The organism is Gracilibacillus sp. D59, assembly GCF_052246695.1.
In the GTDB taxonomy this organism is placed as follows: Bacteria; Bacillota; Bacilli; order Bacillales; family Amphibacillaceae; genus Gracilibacillus.
The window spans coordinates 97,715-113,588 of record NZ_JBQQCK010000003.1; the positions used below are offsets into that span (position 1 = coordinate 97,715).

Annotated in this window: 12 protein-coding genes; 10 read left to right on the forward strand and 2 right to left on the reverse strand. The window is 37.7% G+C overall.

Translation table 11 applies throughout. From position 1 onward, the window contains the following. Positions 1–4: 4 nt before the first annotated feature. Complete coding sequence (locus ACTWP4_RS06830; protein WP_443128014.1) at positions 5–1,492, forward strand: sulfatase family protein; 1,488 nt, start codon at positions 5–7, stop codon at positions 1,490–1,492. A 158-nt stretch (positions 1,493–1,650) separates the two neighbouring features. Here ACTWP4_RS06830 and ACTWP4_RS06835 read toward each other — a convergent pair whose 3' ends face one another. Then, a complete protein-coding gene (locus ACTWP4_RS06835) occupies positions 1,651–2,529 on the reverse strand; it encodes an AraC family transcriptional regulator (RefSeq protein WP_443128015.1) in 879 nt (292 codons plus the stop codon). Positions 2,530–2,728: 199 nt separating this feature from the next. On the opposite strand from ACTWP4_RS06835, the gene ACTWP4_RS06840 reads away from it, so the two are divergent. The 8 genes from ACTWP4_RS06840 (at position 2,729) to ACTWP4_RS06875 (ending at position 13,709) form a co-directional block, all read left to right on the forward strand. Then, positions 2,729–5,785 carry a hypothetical protein gene (locus ACTWP4_RS06840; RefSeq protein WP_443128016.1) on the forward strand — a complete coding sequence of 1,019 codons (3,057 nt, stop codon included), beginning with the start codon at positions 2,729–2,731 and terminating at the stop codon, positions 5,783–5,785. Between the two features lie 176 nt (positions 5,786–5,961). Then, positions 5,962–7,476, forward strand: coding sequence for a sulfatase family protein (locus ACTWP4_RS06845; protein ID WP_443128017.1), 1,515 nt, complete (start codon positions 5,962–5,964; stop codon positions 7,474–7,476). A 230-nt stretch (positions 7,477–7,706) separates the two neighbouring features. Continuing rightward, complete coding sequence (locus ACTWP4_RS06850) at positions 7,707–8,627, forward strand: glycoside hydrolase family 43 protein (protein WP_443128289.1); 921 nt, start codon at positions 7,707–7,709, stop codon at positions 8,625–8,627. A gap of 50 nt (positions 8,628–8,677) precedes the next feature. Next, positions 8,678–9,526 carry a DUF5127 domain-containing protein gene (locus ACTWP4_RS06855; protein ID WP_443128018.1) on the forward strand — a complete coding sequence of 283 codons (849 nt, stop codon included), beginning with the start codon at positions 8,678–8,680 and terminating at the stop codon, positions 9,524–9,526. A gap of 12 nt (positions 9,527–9,538) precedes the next feature. After that, the gene (locus ACTWP4_RS06860; protein ID WP_443128019.1) at positions 9,539–10,714 is read left to right on the forward strand and encodes a glutaminase domain-containing protein; all 1,176 of its coding nucleotides are present in this window, start codon (positions 9,539–9,541) and stop codon (positions 10,712–10,714) included. Between the two features lie 86 nt (positions 10,715–10,800). Next, entirely contained in the window at positions 10,801–10,947 is a 147-nt protein-coding gene (locus tag ACTWP4_RS06865) for an aldehyde dehydrogenase family protein (protein ID WP_443128020.1), read from the forward strand. Positions 10,948–11,165: 218 nt separating this feature from the next. Continuing rightward, positions 11,166–11,615, forward strand: coding sequence for a Dps family protein (locus tag ACTWP4_RS06870; protein ID WP_443128021.1), 450 nt, complete (start codon positions 11,166–11,168; stop codon positions 11,613–11,615). A gap of 555 nt (positions 11,616–12,170) precedes the next feature. After that, positions 12,171–13,709 carry a BCCT family transporter gene (locus tag ACTWP4_RS06875; protein WP_443128022.1) on the forward strand — a complete coding sequence of 513 codons (1,539 nt, stop codon included), beginning with the start codon at positions 12,171–12,173 and terminating at the stop codon, positions 13,707–13,709. Positions 13,710–13,858: 149 nt separating this feature from the next. Here ACTWP4_RS06875 and ACTWP4_RS06880 read toward each other — a convergent pair whose 3' ends face one another. Further along, a complete protein-coding gene (locus tag ACTWP4_RS06880) occupies positions 13,859–14,275 on the reverse strand; it encodes a MerR family transcriptional regulator (protein ID WP_443128023.1) in 417 nt (138 codons plus the stop codon). A 246-nt stretch (positions 14,276–14,521) separates the two neighbouring features. Here ACTWP4_RS06880 and ACTWP4_RS06885 point away from each other — a divergent pair, with 246 nt between their 5' ends. Next, positions 14,522–15,562, forward strand: coding sequence for an NAD(P)-dependent alcohol dehydrogenase (locus tag ACTWP4_RS06885; RefSeq protein ID WP_443128024.1), 1,041 nt, complete (start codon positions 14,522–14,524; stop codon positions 15,560–15,562). The last annotated feature ends 312 nt before the right edge of the window (positions 15,563–15,874 follow it).

The window sequence follows — 15,874 nt, forward strand, 5'->3', positions numbered from 1 at the left end:
GTATATGTGTGCTTCAAAACCAAATGTTATTGTAATGATGACCGATCAGCAAAGGGCCGATCTTCGTGCTTTAGAAGGTTATCCTTTGGATACGACACCATTTTTAGATAGCATGGCGAAGCAGGGGACATGGTTTGATAAGGCTTATACCACCATGCCCATTTGCTGCCCGGCAAGGACGAGTTTCTTGACAGGGCGTTGGCCGAGTTCACATCGGGTTAACGGAAACTTTAGTCTTGAACAGGCAGAATATGAACAGGATATTTTTGATGTGGCTCGAGAACAAGGTTATAAAACTGCCTTGGTCGGTAAAAACCATAGTTACGTAAAACCCGAAGAAAAATGCGATTACCATCTGCTCCATGGTCACTGGGGAGGCTTTGGAGAAGAGCGGACGGTCGAAGAAAAAGCCTATGATGATTGGTTAAAAACTATTTCACAGGTAAGTCTTCAACCGACTCCGTTTCCATTAGAGTGTCAGCTTCCTTATCGCGCAGTATCAGCTGCACAAAATTGGATTAAGGAAATAAGAAACGAGCCATTCTTCATGTGGTTGAGCTTTCCGGAACCTCACAATCCATATCAAGCACCGGAGCCTTATTTTTCCTTGTTTCCCCCAAATGAATTACCGCCACTGCAGGCAAAAGAACCAGAACGTTTGCAAAAGGGGGCAAAATGGAAGTTTTATGGACAGCAAATAGAACATTTCCTAACGGATTACCGGGAGCGAATTCCGAGAGCTCGTTCTAATTACCTGGGGATGCTCCGATTGATTGACGATCAAATTTGTCGCTTTATAGATTTTCTTCAGGAAGAATCACTGCTAGACAATACTGTGATCGTATTTATGTCAGATCATGGAGATTTTGTCGGAGAATATGAATTGATTAAGAAAGGACCAGAAGCACCGGAAATACTTGCACGCGTTCCACTACAATTTATCGGACCAGACATTGTTGCAGATGAACAGCCGCATCTAGCCCATATTTCTATAGCAGATGTTATGCCTACATTATGCGAAGTAATGGGTAGTTCGATTCCAGCTGGTGTACAAGGGCGAAGCCTTTATCCACTGTTAACGAGACAATCTTATCCGGACCAGGAATTTTCAAGCATTTACGTTGAACATGGATACGGTGGGTTGTATCACGCAGATGGAAAGACAGAAGACCCTAGTTCATCTGGTCAAATGAACAATGGTGTTGCATTGTTCAACGAATTAAATAAATATACGCAGTCGGGATGGTTACGCACAGTTCGTAAAGGTGAATGGAAGCTTAATATGGATATGTATGGAAAATGTGAATTATACCATATTGCGAAGGATCCTCTAGAACTAGATGATTTACACGGTCAAGAAAATTTTCGTCTCGTTGAGCAAGAGATGCTGATGGAACTGTGTCGTTGGCTGATTCGTAATCAAACGCCTACGCTTCCAGAGGATAAACTTTATCCGATCCGGCGAGATAGTAGAAATTATGTGCAGCCATGAGTGGGGAGGCGCCTTCCACTCATGGTAGTCTCACTAAATATGTTTATTAATAACTGAGAAAGTAGGGCAATCATATTCGTATGGAATCTTACCGCTAATATTATTGTTGATATCAAGCCCATTTCAATTAATAACATAGATTAAAAAACTCATCTGAATCAATCTGAAGAGGAGTTTTTAAGGCTGGGTAAACGCTGTTCATCAAGGTATTGATTTGGTGATACGCCAAAGTAGTTTTTGAATGCTCTTGAAAAAGAATATAAATCTGAATAACCAAGTGTTAGTGCCATTTCGGTTATTGTGTAGGCCGGTTCAGACAGCAATTCTAATGCTTTATTCATTTTTAAATGGAGAATGTACCGACTAGGTGTTTGACCAGTCTTTTCGGTAAAAGAAGTAGTGAAATGTGAGCGATTTAACCCTATATATTCAGAAACATCCGTAACCGATATATTTTCAGCAAAGTGCATATTCATATATTCTTTACTCCTCTGCAGCCAGTCCGTAGTGGATGCACTCGATATGTTTAATTCCTTTGCTCGAATAGCCAAATGATGGAAGAGCTTATAAATCACGCTTATACTTTGTAAATCATCATGATCTCCAATGTTTTGCAAATGATTAGAAAGTTCATTGATGATTGTAATGATTTCATCGGTGACAATCCCTTTCACATGGGAAGAATATTCGGATAATCCAATCCTGTTTACAATAGGATGTGCTTGCTTGCCATCAAAAGCAAACCAAAACATTTTGAGTTTTTTCTCACTATCTGTTTTATATTGATGTGTTTGATTTGGGAATAAACAGAAAATATCCCCTGTTTGTATAGGTGTATTTATATTATTTTGTTTAAAGTAGCCTTCTCCTTCTAAGACAAAATGAATACTAAAATATGTAATCATTCTTGGTCCCATCTTATAATGAGATTTTGCAATATTTCTACCAGCTCTAATAGGCCAAAGACCGCCAGATTTCTGTAAAGGAGTTGGGTTATAATACCAATGATCTGCATATTCGTGGGAAAATTCCTTCAAATTTTATACCTCCATATTTGGATGAAAGCGCATCCAACAAATTACTATTATTTACCCCAACATACGGACATTCAATAATTCTTTAAAATCAATTAGATTAAATGTTGTAATTATAATTATATTTTTTGATAGGAGGGATATCAAGGTAAAATTGATGCTTATGAAACTTAAATATTATGGAAAGATGGTGGTTAACAAAGTGATAAAAAAAGGTGTCCGTTATAGTTTGATTATATTGTTAATAGGGATTGCTACAGTATTACCAAGATATAATTATGGCCATATCCAGGCTAAAGAAGCATGGAAAATCGAATCCAACAAACTGGATAACAAATTCACGGTTAAGTCAGGTCCTCAAATGGGAGAAAAAGTAAAAGTTTATGATGGAACAATTGAAAAATATAATGGGTATTACTACTTGATGGGAACAGGATCACGAGGACATGTTTATCGTTCCAAAGATATGATTCATTGGGAAAGTGCTTACGAATTGATCTCTGATGATCCATCTACACTGCCACCGTATGCTGATGGAGTGTATCCTAGGTATGGAGCATCTGATTTATTTTTCCATAATGGTGTCATGTTTTATGGATTTAATGGAAACAATTTAGTTCATGGTGATCCTAGTACGATAAATAATACTCCGGATTTTCGTCATAGCTTTTGGGAGCAGAAGTTTGACTTAGGAATTGATTTGCAGTTTTTTGTTGCTCATGATGGTGAATTACTTTATCTGCGTAAAGTAAACCCATTCGAACCTGATCCAAATACTGGTGCAGCAAAGTCGTTTGATGCGGGGGCATGGATGTGGAAGGTTAAATCTTTCTTTAATGAAAAGGGAAGTGAAGGGCGTAGTCCTGCACAAGAGTTAATCCATACACAAAAGGGGCATTGGGCAAGCTTTGATAAGTTTAATTTTGAAGGGCAAGAAATGTATTATGATAATGGCCAGTATTACTTGCTATATATGGGCAACAATATGGCACCAAGAACAGGACTTTATGAAACGGGGGTTGCGCAATCTGATCATTACGATACCTTTGATAACAGCTCTAAATACCCTGGTAAATTAATCGCACGAAACTTAGAAGAAATGATTTTGAAGTATGATGTGATTTTACCTACTGCTGAGCATGGCTATCAAACTTACGATTACACATTCACTGAACCAGATGGAAATTGGCAGCATGCGAATTATGAGCCAACTGATGATTGGAAAAGCGGACAAGGCGGTTTTGGCTTTCCGCTAAAAGAACGAAATGTGCTTATTCGCAGCATTTATAATGACGGTGAAGAAAACCAAAGTAATATATGGGGGAGCCCAAATGGACCGGATAACATATGGGTGCGTAGGGAATTTCAACTAGATAGTGTACCAGAGACAACAGCATTACGTCTTCGTGTTGAAGGCTATGGAAAAGTATATGTGAATGGACAAGAGGTGCATCAACAACAAGGACAACAACGAAGCTATCAAATGATAGAAGTACCCAGTGAATTCCTGCATGAGGGAGATAATGTTGTCGCAGCAGAAGTAAGTACCATTGGACCGGAGATAATGTATTATCATGTGGATTTTGGGCTTTATGATACAAATGGAAAACCAGTGGAAGCTGACATTGTAGGGCCAACGCAACCAAATGTAATTAAAGGGCCAAATGGATTTGAAACATGGGTAACTTATAAAGCTCTGTGGGATGGTGATAATGGTCAAGGCAAGGATCGTGTGTATTTCTGGGGTGACGAAATGGTTGTTGACGGACCAACTTCCACTCATTCACCAGATAAGCATTTTGATGCATGGCAACCAACCTTCCAAGACCGGTTTGATTCTGAATCAAGTCGCAGTGCATACACCAATCATGAGGGCATAATAATGAAGGACCAAACACTTGAAATTCAAACACCGAATGGCGTAAACGAAATATTATTAAAGCATTATGAGATCGAGAACTACTTTTTAGAGACGAATATTAAATTTGATGAATCTAATTTTGGAAACAAAGCTCAGGCGGGTGTAACGGTTTGGTATCAGGATGAGGAAAATTATGTTCGGTTATTCATTGACCGTGATGACCGGAGGTATATCATAGTATATGCGATTAATGGGGAAGTAACCGTGGAAAAGAATTCATTACCAGATACATTTGAATTCCTTCATTCCGATGAGCGTGCAAGCGACTTTGGTGAGCAATACCATACGCTTAAAGTGTATAAAAATGGCTCCAAATTATTTGCAGAGTTAGATCATTACAAATTGAATAATGATGAACCTGTTTTAGAACTCGTAGAAATGTCTACTCCAGGTATGGTAGGTTTCGTTGGTGAAGAAGCAAATTATCGTATGGATAATGTAAGTTTAACTATTGGTTGGGGTGAATATGGAAAATATTTTAATGATTGGGATAAGGAATGGAATACTACCGAACAAGGGTTACAGTCGCCATCTGATGGGGAAGCTCTAACGGTAAAAGGTGATCCAATGCGAGAGTATGAATTCTCAGTGAATATCGATACTGAATCATTGCCAGAACAAGGAAAAGCAGGCATTGTTCTTGAGTATATTAATGATCAGAATTATGTCGTTGCGTACACAGACTATGCGAAAAACCAATTTAAAATCTATCAAATCAAAAATGGAAAAGAAACATTACTTGATGTAGCTTCAACCGCACGCGAAACCATTTATGGTAACGCTAACTTTGATAAAGGATTAGACCAAAAAGAATATGTTTATGACTTACGTGCGCCAGCTGAGGTTTCTCAAGTGAAACCACTGTGGTTGTACGGGAAATATTTTTTACCTAATTGGATTGATAGAGAATTTAAACTACCAGATCCAAATTCACCGAACCTTGGTATTGATAACTGGAATAGTGAATCCGGTCAATGGGATAGTCTAGACTTTTCCTATGATTGGACTGGTAGAGGCGATTACCATATTGCGAAATTTGACAATTCAATTGTGTCGGAAAAGCTTCGTATGAACGTTCCATCAATTATCAATCGCCCATTCTCATTTGCGGTTCGCGAAGAAATTAGCGCTCAAAATTTCTATAAAACTGTTAGAACAAGTGGGAAATTGTATATGTGGGTCAACAATGAGCTTATCTTTGAAGTCGATGATCCTTTTAAGAATAGAGATACACAAGTTGGTCTATATACAGATAATCTAGAAGCTACTTTCAATTCGTTCACAGGATTCGATATTTCTGACCGACCATTTGATCGAAAAGTAAAAAATAATAATTAAAAGATAAAGTGGCTCCAGTATTAATCTGGAGCCAACTTTATCACCTTTACTATCTTAAATCTAACAAAGTGACAACCTCTAACCTAACAATCAAACATTCATTATCGATTAAAATTACATTACTCTTATGATTATAAAAGGATAGTAGAAAAACATATAAATGAGGAGGTAAGGGCATGGGAAATGATAAACCTAATATATTGCTGATGACGACTGATCAACAACATTGGAATACAATTCAAGCGCTAGGAAATGAACATATTAAAACACCAAATTTAGACCGTTTAGTTGGTGAAGGGGTGGCATTTGAACGTGCGTATGTTGCAAATCCTGTCTGCTCCCCTAGTAGAGCTTCGATTATTACGGGGGAGTATGCTTCTAGACACGGTTGCTGGAATATAGGTGTTGAGTTAGATGAGAATCGAACAACTTTTGCACAGTTACTTCATGAAAGTGGATATTCAACAGGATTGTTTGGAAAAGCGCATTTGAAACCTGTAATCAAAGAAGGAAGTTTTGAAGCTCCCCCTCATATTCATGATCGAAAGTTTTGGAAAAACTGGAATGGACCCTACTACGGGTTTGAAAAAGTTGGTTTGGTTCACGGACACGCAGATGAACAATCATCGTACGGCATGCATTATGGAGCTTGGTTGATTGATCAAGGAATTGATCCTGAAAAATATTTTGGTCCTGGCGGGGGACATCGTGAAGGTTCTTGGGATTTACCGGAAGAATATCACTACACTCGTTGGACAGCTGATCAAACAATTGATTTTATTGAAAATAAAGACACAGATGAGCCTTTTATGGCATGGTGTAGCTTCCAAGATCCACATAATGCTTTTCTTTGTCCTGAGCCATGGAATAGTATGTATGACCCTGAAAAAATGCCAGCGTTTATTGAGAAAGAAGGGGAAATGGATGATAAGCCGCTTATACATCGCTGTCTCATAGAAGATCGAATGGATGAATTAGATATTGAAGTTACAGCGGATCCTGGTCATGGTACAGGTGGGATTCAATGCTTAGGGCATACGAATAAAAATCTCGGATATGATCGTGCTAGAAAGTGGTTGGCTTCTTACTATGGGATGACAAGTTTAATAGATCATCATGTAGGAAGAATATTGGATAAATTGGATGAACTAGGGATTGCTGATAATACAGTAGTAATTTTTACATCTGACCATGGAGATTATGCTGGAAATCACGGTTTATGGTTGAAAGGCCCTATCCATTATGAAGATATTATACGTGTTCCATTTTTAGTTAGGTGGAAAAATCAACTTCCAGCGGGAGAAAGAACTAATTCTTTAATTAGCCATGTTGACATAGCTCCTACTATTTTAGATCTAGTTGGCCAAGAAAAAAGTCCAAGAATGCAGGGAGTTAGTCAGCTTTCAACGATGAAAAAACCGAATCAAGAAACACGTAACTGGTGCCTCATTGAAAATAGGGCAGAGCCAAACTTTTATGTGAAAACTATAGTTCAGGATCGGTATAAGTTAAATTACTTCCTAGATCGGGAGGAAGGGGAACTATATGATCTGTACGAAGATCCTAATGAATTTACTAATCTTTATAATAATCCAGAATATGCTGATGTAAAACTTAAATTGTTTATGAAGCTTGTTGATGTTTACGGTGAACTTGAAAAGCCAATTCCGCCTAGACAAAGTTTTGCATAATAATATAAGGCTGTTCCATTAGATGTCCTTTCTTCCCACTGATTGGAAAAGATAAAATATTAGTAACGAAGATAATCCGGCGTAGTCATCATTTTAGAAATTAGTATAAGCACAACTAGGCAATAGCCGGCATCTAAAAGCTTGGCGTAGCAAGCCCGTTTTTCTAAAAAAAATGTCATAAATAGAAAGAAGGTATAAATTTGATAAATCATACTTTTCAAAATCCATTAATGGATCCGGGACCTGATCCGTGGGTGTATAAAGATAATAGCACGTATTATTTTATGACTACTAGAAGAAACCGTCTTGATTTATGGAAATCTTCTACTTTGAGTGGTATTGCCAATGGGGAATGTAAGACTATCTGGACTCCACCTCAGGAAGGAATAAATAGTAAAAATTTATGGGCTCCGGAAATTCATAAAGTAAATGGAAAGTGGTATGTTTATTTTACTGCCAACGATGGAAAAGGCGGTGACATGACACGGAAAATATTTGTTTTGGAAAATACCGCACAAGACCCTTTTAAAGGTGAATGGCTAGAACGTGGATTTGTAAATACTGAATACCCTGGATTGGATGGAACAGTTTTTGAGCATAAAGACAAACTATACTTTGTATATGCAGGATATGGAAACTTCCCTAATTATGGTTCAGCACTTTATATTGCAGAAATGGTTAATCCATGGACGTTGATTGGCTCAAATGTCATGTTGTCGAAGCCAGAATACGAATGGGAAATGCAGGGCGGTATGGCAATAAACGAAGGACCTGTGATGTTGAAGAGAAATAACAAACTATTCCTAGTTTACTCGGCTAGTACCACATGGTCAGATGATTATTCAATTGGCATGTTGACTGCGGCGGCAGAAGCCGATGTATTGGATCCAACATTTTGGACCAAATCACCAAATCCTGTTTTTAAAAAGTCTGAAGAAAATGGAGTGTTTGCACCAGGACATAATGGTTTTACGCAATCACCAGACGGAACGGAGGATTGGATAGTATACCATGCTATCCCTGAGTCGGAAGGTGGCAGTAATCTGCGCAGTACACGTATTCAAAAATTTGAATGGAAAGAGGATGGTACACCTGACTTCGGCGTTCCTTTGTCCACGGCAGTTCCGATTAAGGTACCATCAGGGGAGTAGTAGAAAAGTTTTTCAATATATATATAAGTGTAGGGGAGAGGATTATAATAATGAAAACAAATCTAAGACCACCAGCAGTACCATTAGTAACTGTAGACCCTTATTTCAATATTTGGTCTAATGCGAATCATTTGTATGATGCGGAGACTATTCATTGGACTGGAACACATAACGGTATGGTAGGATTAGCAGTAATAGACGGAACGGTATGGCGATTTATGGGTGGAAAAGATCGTCGTAGTGATTTCAAATCATTGGATGCTCCTGCCTTACAACAAACAAATCTGAATGTTGAGCCTTTGTCTAGTGTTTATACTTTTGAGGGAGGGGGGATAACTCTCACAATTGATTTTACAACCCCACTCCTAATGGATAATCTTGATATTCTGTCAAGACCTGCAACTTATGTAACGATAAATGCAGTATCTAATGACGGTAACAAGCATGAAGTACAAATTTATTATGATTTTACAGCAGAATTGTGTGTGGATGTCCCAATACAAGAAGTTGTTGCATCACGAAATAATCTTGAAGATGGAAGTCAAGTACTGCGGATTGGAACAGAAAAACAAGCTGTGCTTAAACGTAAAGGTGATAACATTCGTATCGATTGGGGGTATGCATGCTTGGTAACGCCCTCATCAACAGCAGCAGATACTATGATTGGATCGACAAGTCTTCGTGATCAATTTATAAATAGCCAACAATTGCCTGTGGAGGATGACACTAATTTCCCGCGAGCAATTGAAGATGATATGCCAGTGCTTGCTACTGTAATAGATTATGGTACTGTTGGGGTAAAAGAACAGTCTCATTATCTTGTCTTAGCTTATGAAGATAAATTATCTATCGAGTATTTCCATAAGCAACTTCCTGGGTACTGGGCTAGAAAAGGATAAACTTTTGAAGACATGCTGCTTGCAACGATAAATGAATACCAAGAAATTGTAGAGAAATGTAAGCAATTTAATGTACAGTTAACCGTAGATGCCGAACGTTCCGGGGGAGATAAATATGCAGATATTCTTGCGCTATCATACCGTCAGGCAATTGCTGCACATAAACTTGTAGCAGATGAAAATGGTGATGTACTATTTTTATCCAAGGAGAATTTTAGTAACGGTTGTTTAGCAACTGTGGACGTAAGCTACCCATCAATTCCGTTATTTCTACTAAAAAACCCTGAACTCGTAAAAGGTATGTTAAGACCCATATTCCGCTATGCTTCATCCGACGAATGGCCATTTGACTTTGCTCCACACGATGTAGGAAGATACCCTATTGCAAACGGTCAAGCATATGGGATGGCTATCGAAAGACAAATGCCGATCGAAGAGTGCGGTAATATGTTGATTATGACTGCAGCCGTGTGCCTAGCAGAAGGAAATGCTGATTTTGCTGCAGAACACTGGAATTCACTCACTCAATGGGTGGAATATTTAAAACAAAATGGAATGGATCCTGGAAATCAGTTATGTACAGACGATTTTGGTGGTCATTTAGCGCACAATGCAAATTTGTCGATCAAAGCAATTATCGGTATCGCAAGTTATGGTTTACTTTCCCGCATGTTAGAAAATGAAGAGGCATGTCAAGAACATCTTGAAACGGCTAAGCAGATGGCAGATCGTTGGGAATCATTGGCGGAGGAAAATGACCACTATAGATTGGCTTTCAATCAGCCAGAGACTTGGAGTTTAAAATACAATTTAGTCTGGGATGAGCTCTTTGGTTTAAATATTTTTGATTCGCAAATTAAGAAAAAGGAAGTAGCCTACTATTTAAGAAAAAGGAATCAATATGGTACACCATTAGATAATCGAAAAACCTATACAAAAGCAGATTGGCTCATTTGGGTAGCCGCTCTAGCGGATAATAAAGAAGATTTTGAACAAATGGTTCATCCTTTATGGGATTTTCTGCACGAATCATCTTCTCGTGTACCATTTACGGATTGGTACTATACGATTGATGGAAATGTAGCTGGGTTTAGAAATCGGTCAGTTGTTGGAGGGTTATTTATTAAGTTACTAGCTGATCGAGTAAATAACGGAGAATGGGATGCTTTAAATAAAGATAGTAATTAATTGATAGTATATTTACACAAGGGTAGTATCAATCGGATGATTATATACGAGGTGGTCAGGGAGGAGCAGCCTCTAGTTGTTCAAAATTGACAGAAATCTCAACGTACAGGCAGGAGAATCATCCGTATGGTGGCGTGAAGCAAAGTGGTGTTGGAAAAGAGGACGTAAAATATGCCATTGAAGACATGACCGAAATGAAATTTACTGGGATTAGAATTGATCAAAACAATTAATAACCTGAATTCCGTGAAATAAACACTCACAAATGTTGAAATCATTTTTAGTGAGTGTTTTTAATTTTTGTATAAAGTAAGAAAAAGTATGAGGATTCTTTTAATGAATATCTTCATATGAGCTAGATACAATGTTTCGAGGAGTAAAGTATCTATGTATAAATCCATAAAACTTCGCGAAAATAAGGTTTATAAAATGCGTTAAAAGGTGGGTTTATATGGATAATCAAAGATTAATTAATTTTTTGAACCAATTATTATCAAATCATTTTGTGTTATACGTTAAGTTACATCGCTATCACTGGTTTGTTCAAGGGAGGCATTTCTTTCAGCTACATGCTACCTTTGAAGAAATGTACAATCAAATTGCCGAAGATTTAGATGAAGTGGCAGAAAGAATTTTAGCGATTGATGGAAAACCTTTGGCTGTCATGTCTAAGTATTTAGAAGAAGCTACATTAGTGGAAGCGAATGCTGATGATAAAGAGAATGAGATTATTCAACAGCTAATGGATAATTATAAGCAAATTATTTCTGAAATTCGAAATGAAGGATTACATCTAGCAAATGAGAATAATGATGAGCCTACAGCTGATTTATTAATTGCTTTACAAGGTAGGTATGAAAAATATGTATGGATGTTATCAGCTTACCTAGCATATGAATAATGCACTTTACTTTTAAAGTTACACAATTTTTCACTGATTGTAGCCATTTTTGGCTTGGCTAGTTATTTTATTTGAATCTTGTATCTTCTATTTGATGATTTATAATCTCAAAAGCCAATGAATAAGTCATCATAATCTAATATATCTTCTTCCCACATTCTCCGTAACAAGAAGGAAGTAGCAAAATTAGTATAGTAATGCGCAATCTGATTAACGTTAAGGCAAACTTTCCATAGTTGAAAAGATGTTTTTGACTTATTTTCCTCACTAACCTATAATTGATTGTCTGTGTTTAAAATACGCAAAAATTTATCTTTAACTTTTTTGAATTAATAAGTTTATGGATCTAGGACATGAATAATAAAGTGAGACTATGATCAGTGGGGGTTTTGGCCCCTGCTGATCAATAGCGAAACTTATCAGGGTGTTAGCGCCTGTTATCTCCCTCATAATAGCTTCCTTGTGTTACTTGAAGCTTGAAGTGGGGGGCTTACAGACGGTTAGCGCCGTGAAAAATGACAAAAAGTTATCTGGCAATATTATAGGAGGAAAAGAATGGAAGACCGTACTAGGAAGAAGACAATATTGGATTGGACGACGTTTATTATAAGTGGAGGACTGCTTATTCTATTCGTCATCGCTTCCATTTTTAATGAAAAATTAGTTGGGCAGTGGATCAGTGATTCCTTCTCTTTTACAGCAAAGTATTTTGGTGCCTATTGGCAAGTGTTACTGCTCGTGATGTTTGTCATTGGATTGATACTAGCTTTTAGTAAATATGGAAGAGTACGGCTTGGCAAAATGGAGAAGCCGGAGAATAGCAATTTTCGTTGGATTGCCATGATTTTATGTACACTTTTAGCTAGTGGGGGAGTCTTTTGGGCTGCAGCTGGACCAATGTATCATTACTTGACAACACCCCCGCTATTTACAGGTATTGAAGAAGGAACAATGGCAGCTTCCTTTCCTGCAATGGCACAAAGTTATCTACACTGGGGCTTCACGGCATGGGCAAGTTTGGGCACTTTAACTACGATTGTGCTTATGTATGTCCATTATCACAAAGGCTATCCACTTAAGCCACGGACCTTTTTATATCCAATGTTTGGAAAGAAGATATTTAAAAATAGTTTTCTTGGCTCTTTGGCTGACATTGTCTCCATTGTAGCAACAGCGGCTGGAACAATAGGACCAATCGGTTTTCTGGGTCTTCAAGTCGGTTATGGATTGGAAGCTGTATGGGGGATTTCGAATACTTTTATCACACAGTCTTTGATTATTATCTTTTTAGCTGTAATTGCTTCGATTTCGGCGGCCACTGGTATTGAGCGAGGTATCCAATGGCTAAGTCGATTAAATGTCAGTTTGGTCGTTGTTTTAATGTTTGCTATGTTAATTCTCGGGCCAACCTTGTTTATTATTGATCTATTTATTGGTTCAGAAGCGTTTTATCTGCAACACTATTTAACTATGAGTTTATATCGGGTAGATCAGGATTGGCTAGGGTCATGGACGATTTTTTTCTGGGGTTGGTTTATCGGCTATGGTCCAATGATGGCGATGTTCATCAGCAGAATATCTCGAGGAAGAACAATAAGAGAATTGATTATCGCCGTAGCCATTATTGCTCCGATTGTCAGTAATTTTTGGTTCACTGTAGTTGGTGGTTCAGGTATTTTTTATGAAATGGAAAACCCAGGTTCTATTTCAACTGCACTAAATGAAAGTGGTATGCCGGCAACTGTGATGGCAATTATGAACCAAATCCCATTTGGAATCGTATTGGCGATTGGTTTTATAATTGTATCGGTTATTTTTGTTGCGACAACGGCTGATTCAATGTCCTATACTGTTGCGGTGACTTTAAGAGGAAACGATGAGCCTAGTCGTTTAATTCGAGTCTTTTGGGCACTAATGTTTGGAGTTGTTGCTGTTTCACTGTTAGCGATTGGCGAGGAAACGGTCGGTATGCTGCAAAACTTTATTGTCGTAACAGCAGCGCCAGTTTCTTTACTTCTTCTCCCATCACTATGGGATGCACCAAGGATAGCGAAGCAAATGGCAAAAGATCAAAATATTATTGACAAAAAATAATGAGAAACTGCCTGGTATCTCCAGGTAGTTTTTTATGGAATAAAATGGATGATGGAGACTGATGTTGTGAAAATAAAGATACGTAAGGAAAGCAGTTAAAAAACATACAAATAAGCCACCTGTGCATAATAGAATACAGGTGGCTTGTATTATTTAGTAATAGGAATCTCTATTTTATTCTTTTTGTGAATATCTTCTGTGCCGGCTTCCAATGCAGTCTGGTAATATAAGCATTTATGCTCGATGAGCTCCATTGTTTTTTTCAGTTCTTCCATCTGAGCTTCTACACAAGCTTTTCTTTCCATAAACATGTCATATCTTTTTTGCAGTGTCGAATCCCCGTCAGAACACCAATCAATGAAGCTTTTAATTTCTTTAATAGGCATCCCAGTGGATTTCAAACATTCAATTACTTTCAAAGCCTCGATATCAGATTCTTTAAACATTCGTGTTCCACTTGCTGTCCGTTCTACAAAAGGCATAAGTCCCTCTTTATCGTAGTAGCGCAAGGTGTATACTGTAAGATTCAATTCTTTAGCAACTTCACTGATAGAATATATCTTCATCATATATCTCCTTTTCTATTAATAATTTAGACCTCGAGTTAACTTTGATGTATGATTTTGGTAATTTTAGCATGATAATTCATGAAGGTCAAAGGCATCTTAAAGCAATGTGAAGATGACTCGTCATCTATTAAAAAAATATAAAGTCAATCACTTGATCTAGAGTTAACTCTAGGGATTATTATAGTTTTAAAGAGATAAACCAATCATCTCTTTCTAAAAGTAAAATGATAGGAGGTTCTATTAATGTTAACTGCTAAAGCACGAGCTGTCGATGGTCCAAATAAACCTTTTCGAGCAGCTGAAATTAAACGACGTGATCTTGATTTGCATGATGTTCAGATTGAAATTAAATATGCAGGTATTTGTCACTCGGACATTCACACTGCACATGGCGAATGGGGGGAAGTAAATTATCCTCTTGTACCTGGCCATGAGATTGCAGGTGTTGTTACAGCTGTTGGACCAGAAGTAACAAAATATAATGTCGGAGACCGTGTAGGTGTAGGATGTATGGTTGACTCCTGTGGTGAATGCAACAATTGCCGTAACGGAGAAGAACAATATTGCTTGAAAGGAAATGTTCCTACTTACGCTGGTGTTGATAAATATGGAGAGCCAACTCAGGGTGGTTATTCTACTCATATTGTTGTAACAGAGGACTTTGTAGTTAGAATTCCAGATAATATTGGACTTGATGCCGCAGCACCATTACTTTGTGCAGGTATTACGACATATTCTCCATTAAATCATTGGGAGGCTGGTCCAGATAAGAAAGTAGCAGTTGTTGGAATGGGCGGTCTTGGTCACATGGCTGTTAAAATTGCCCACGCCATGGGTGCAGAAGTTACAGTATTGTCACAAACATTGAATAAAAAGGAAGACGGCTTACAATTTGGTGCAAAAGAATACTATGCTACAAGTGATCCTGAATCGTTCGAGAAACTTGCAGGTACGTTTGATCTGATCATTAACACAGTAAGTGCAAAAATCGATATAAATGCTTACCTTTCCCTGTTAACATTAGATGGTACCCTAGTAAATGTTGGTGCACCCGCAGAGCCGTTGGGAGTAAATGCGTTCTCTCTTATCGGTCATCGTCGCTCATTTGCAGGTTCAATGATTGGAAGCATCCGTGAGACTCAGGAAATGTTGGAATTCTGTGCAGAACATAACATTGCACCTAACATTGAAATAATCTCAGCGGATCAAATTGATGAAGCTTATGAACGAGTATTAGCTTCAGATGTGAAGTATCGATTTGTGATTGATATTAGTACAATGTAAGTTGTGTGTGCTAAAGAGCATATTTAATGGTAATGGTAATAGCGATTGATTTTCCCAAAGGTATGAAAGTTAACGAATATACAGTTTATCCCACAAAAACAAACGAAAACGCACTATAATAAATCCCGTTTCTGTATTTAGAGGCGGGGTTTATTTAATCTCATTTGAATAAGTGGTATCCCTTTTAGCCAAAACATCAGATTCATAATTTATTAACTTATTTGTTGGCGATTCATCAGAGTGTTCATAATTATAGAATATTAAAGGTACAACACTTAAAAATCTTTGAACGACCTCCTTATGTATCCCCTT

What these genes read in the sequence shown, in the direction of transcription:
- ACTWP4_RS06875 (WP_443128022.1), top strand. Translation starts at nt 12,171, where the DNA reads ATGGAAGACCGTACTAGGAAGAAGACAATATTGGATTGGACGACGTTT.
- ACTWP4_RS06845 (WP_443128017.1), top strand. Translation starts at nt 5,962, where the DNA reads ATGGGAAATGATAAACCTAATATATTGCTGATGACGACTGATCAACAA.
- ACTWP4_RS06855 (WP_443128018.1), top strand. Translation starts at nt 8,678, where the DNA reads ATGAAAACAAATCTAAGACCACCAGCAGTACCATTAGTAACTGTAGAC.
- ACTWP4_RS06860 (WP_443128019.1), top strand. Translation starts at nt 9,539, where the DNA reads ATGCTGCTTGCAACGATAAATGAATACCAAGAAATTGTAGAGAAATGT.
- ACTWP4_RS06830 (WP_443128014.1), top strand. Translation starts at nt 5, where the DNA reads ATGTGTGCTTCAAAACCAAATGTTATTGTAATGATGACCGATCAGCAA.
- ACTWP4_RS06850 (WP_443128289.1), top strand. Translation starts at nt 7,707, where the DNA reads ATGGATCCGGGACCTGATCCGTGGGTGTATAAAGATAATAGCACGTAT.
- ACTWP4_RS06880 (WP_443128023.1), bottom strand. Translation starts at nt 14,275, where the DNA reads ATGAAGATATATTCTATCAGTGAAGTTGCTAAAGAATTGAATCTTACA.
- ACTWP4_RS06885 (WP_443128024.1), top strand. Translation starts at nt 14,522, where the DNA reads ATGTTAACTGCTAAAGCACGAGCTGTCGATGGTCCAAATAAACCTTTT.
- ACTWP4_RS06870 (WP_443128021.1), top strand. Translation starts at nt 11,166, where the DNA reads ATGGATAATCAAAGATTAATTAATTTTTTGAACCAATTATTATCAAAT.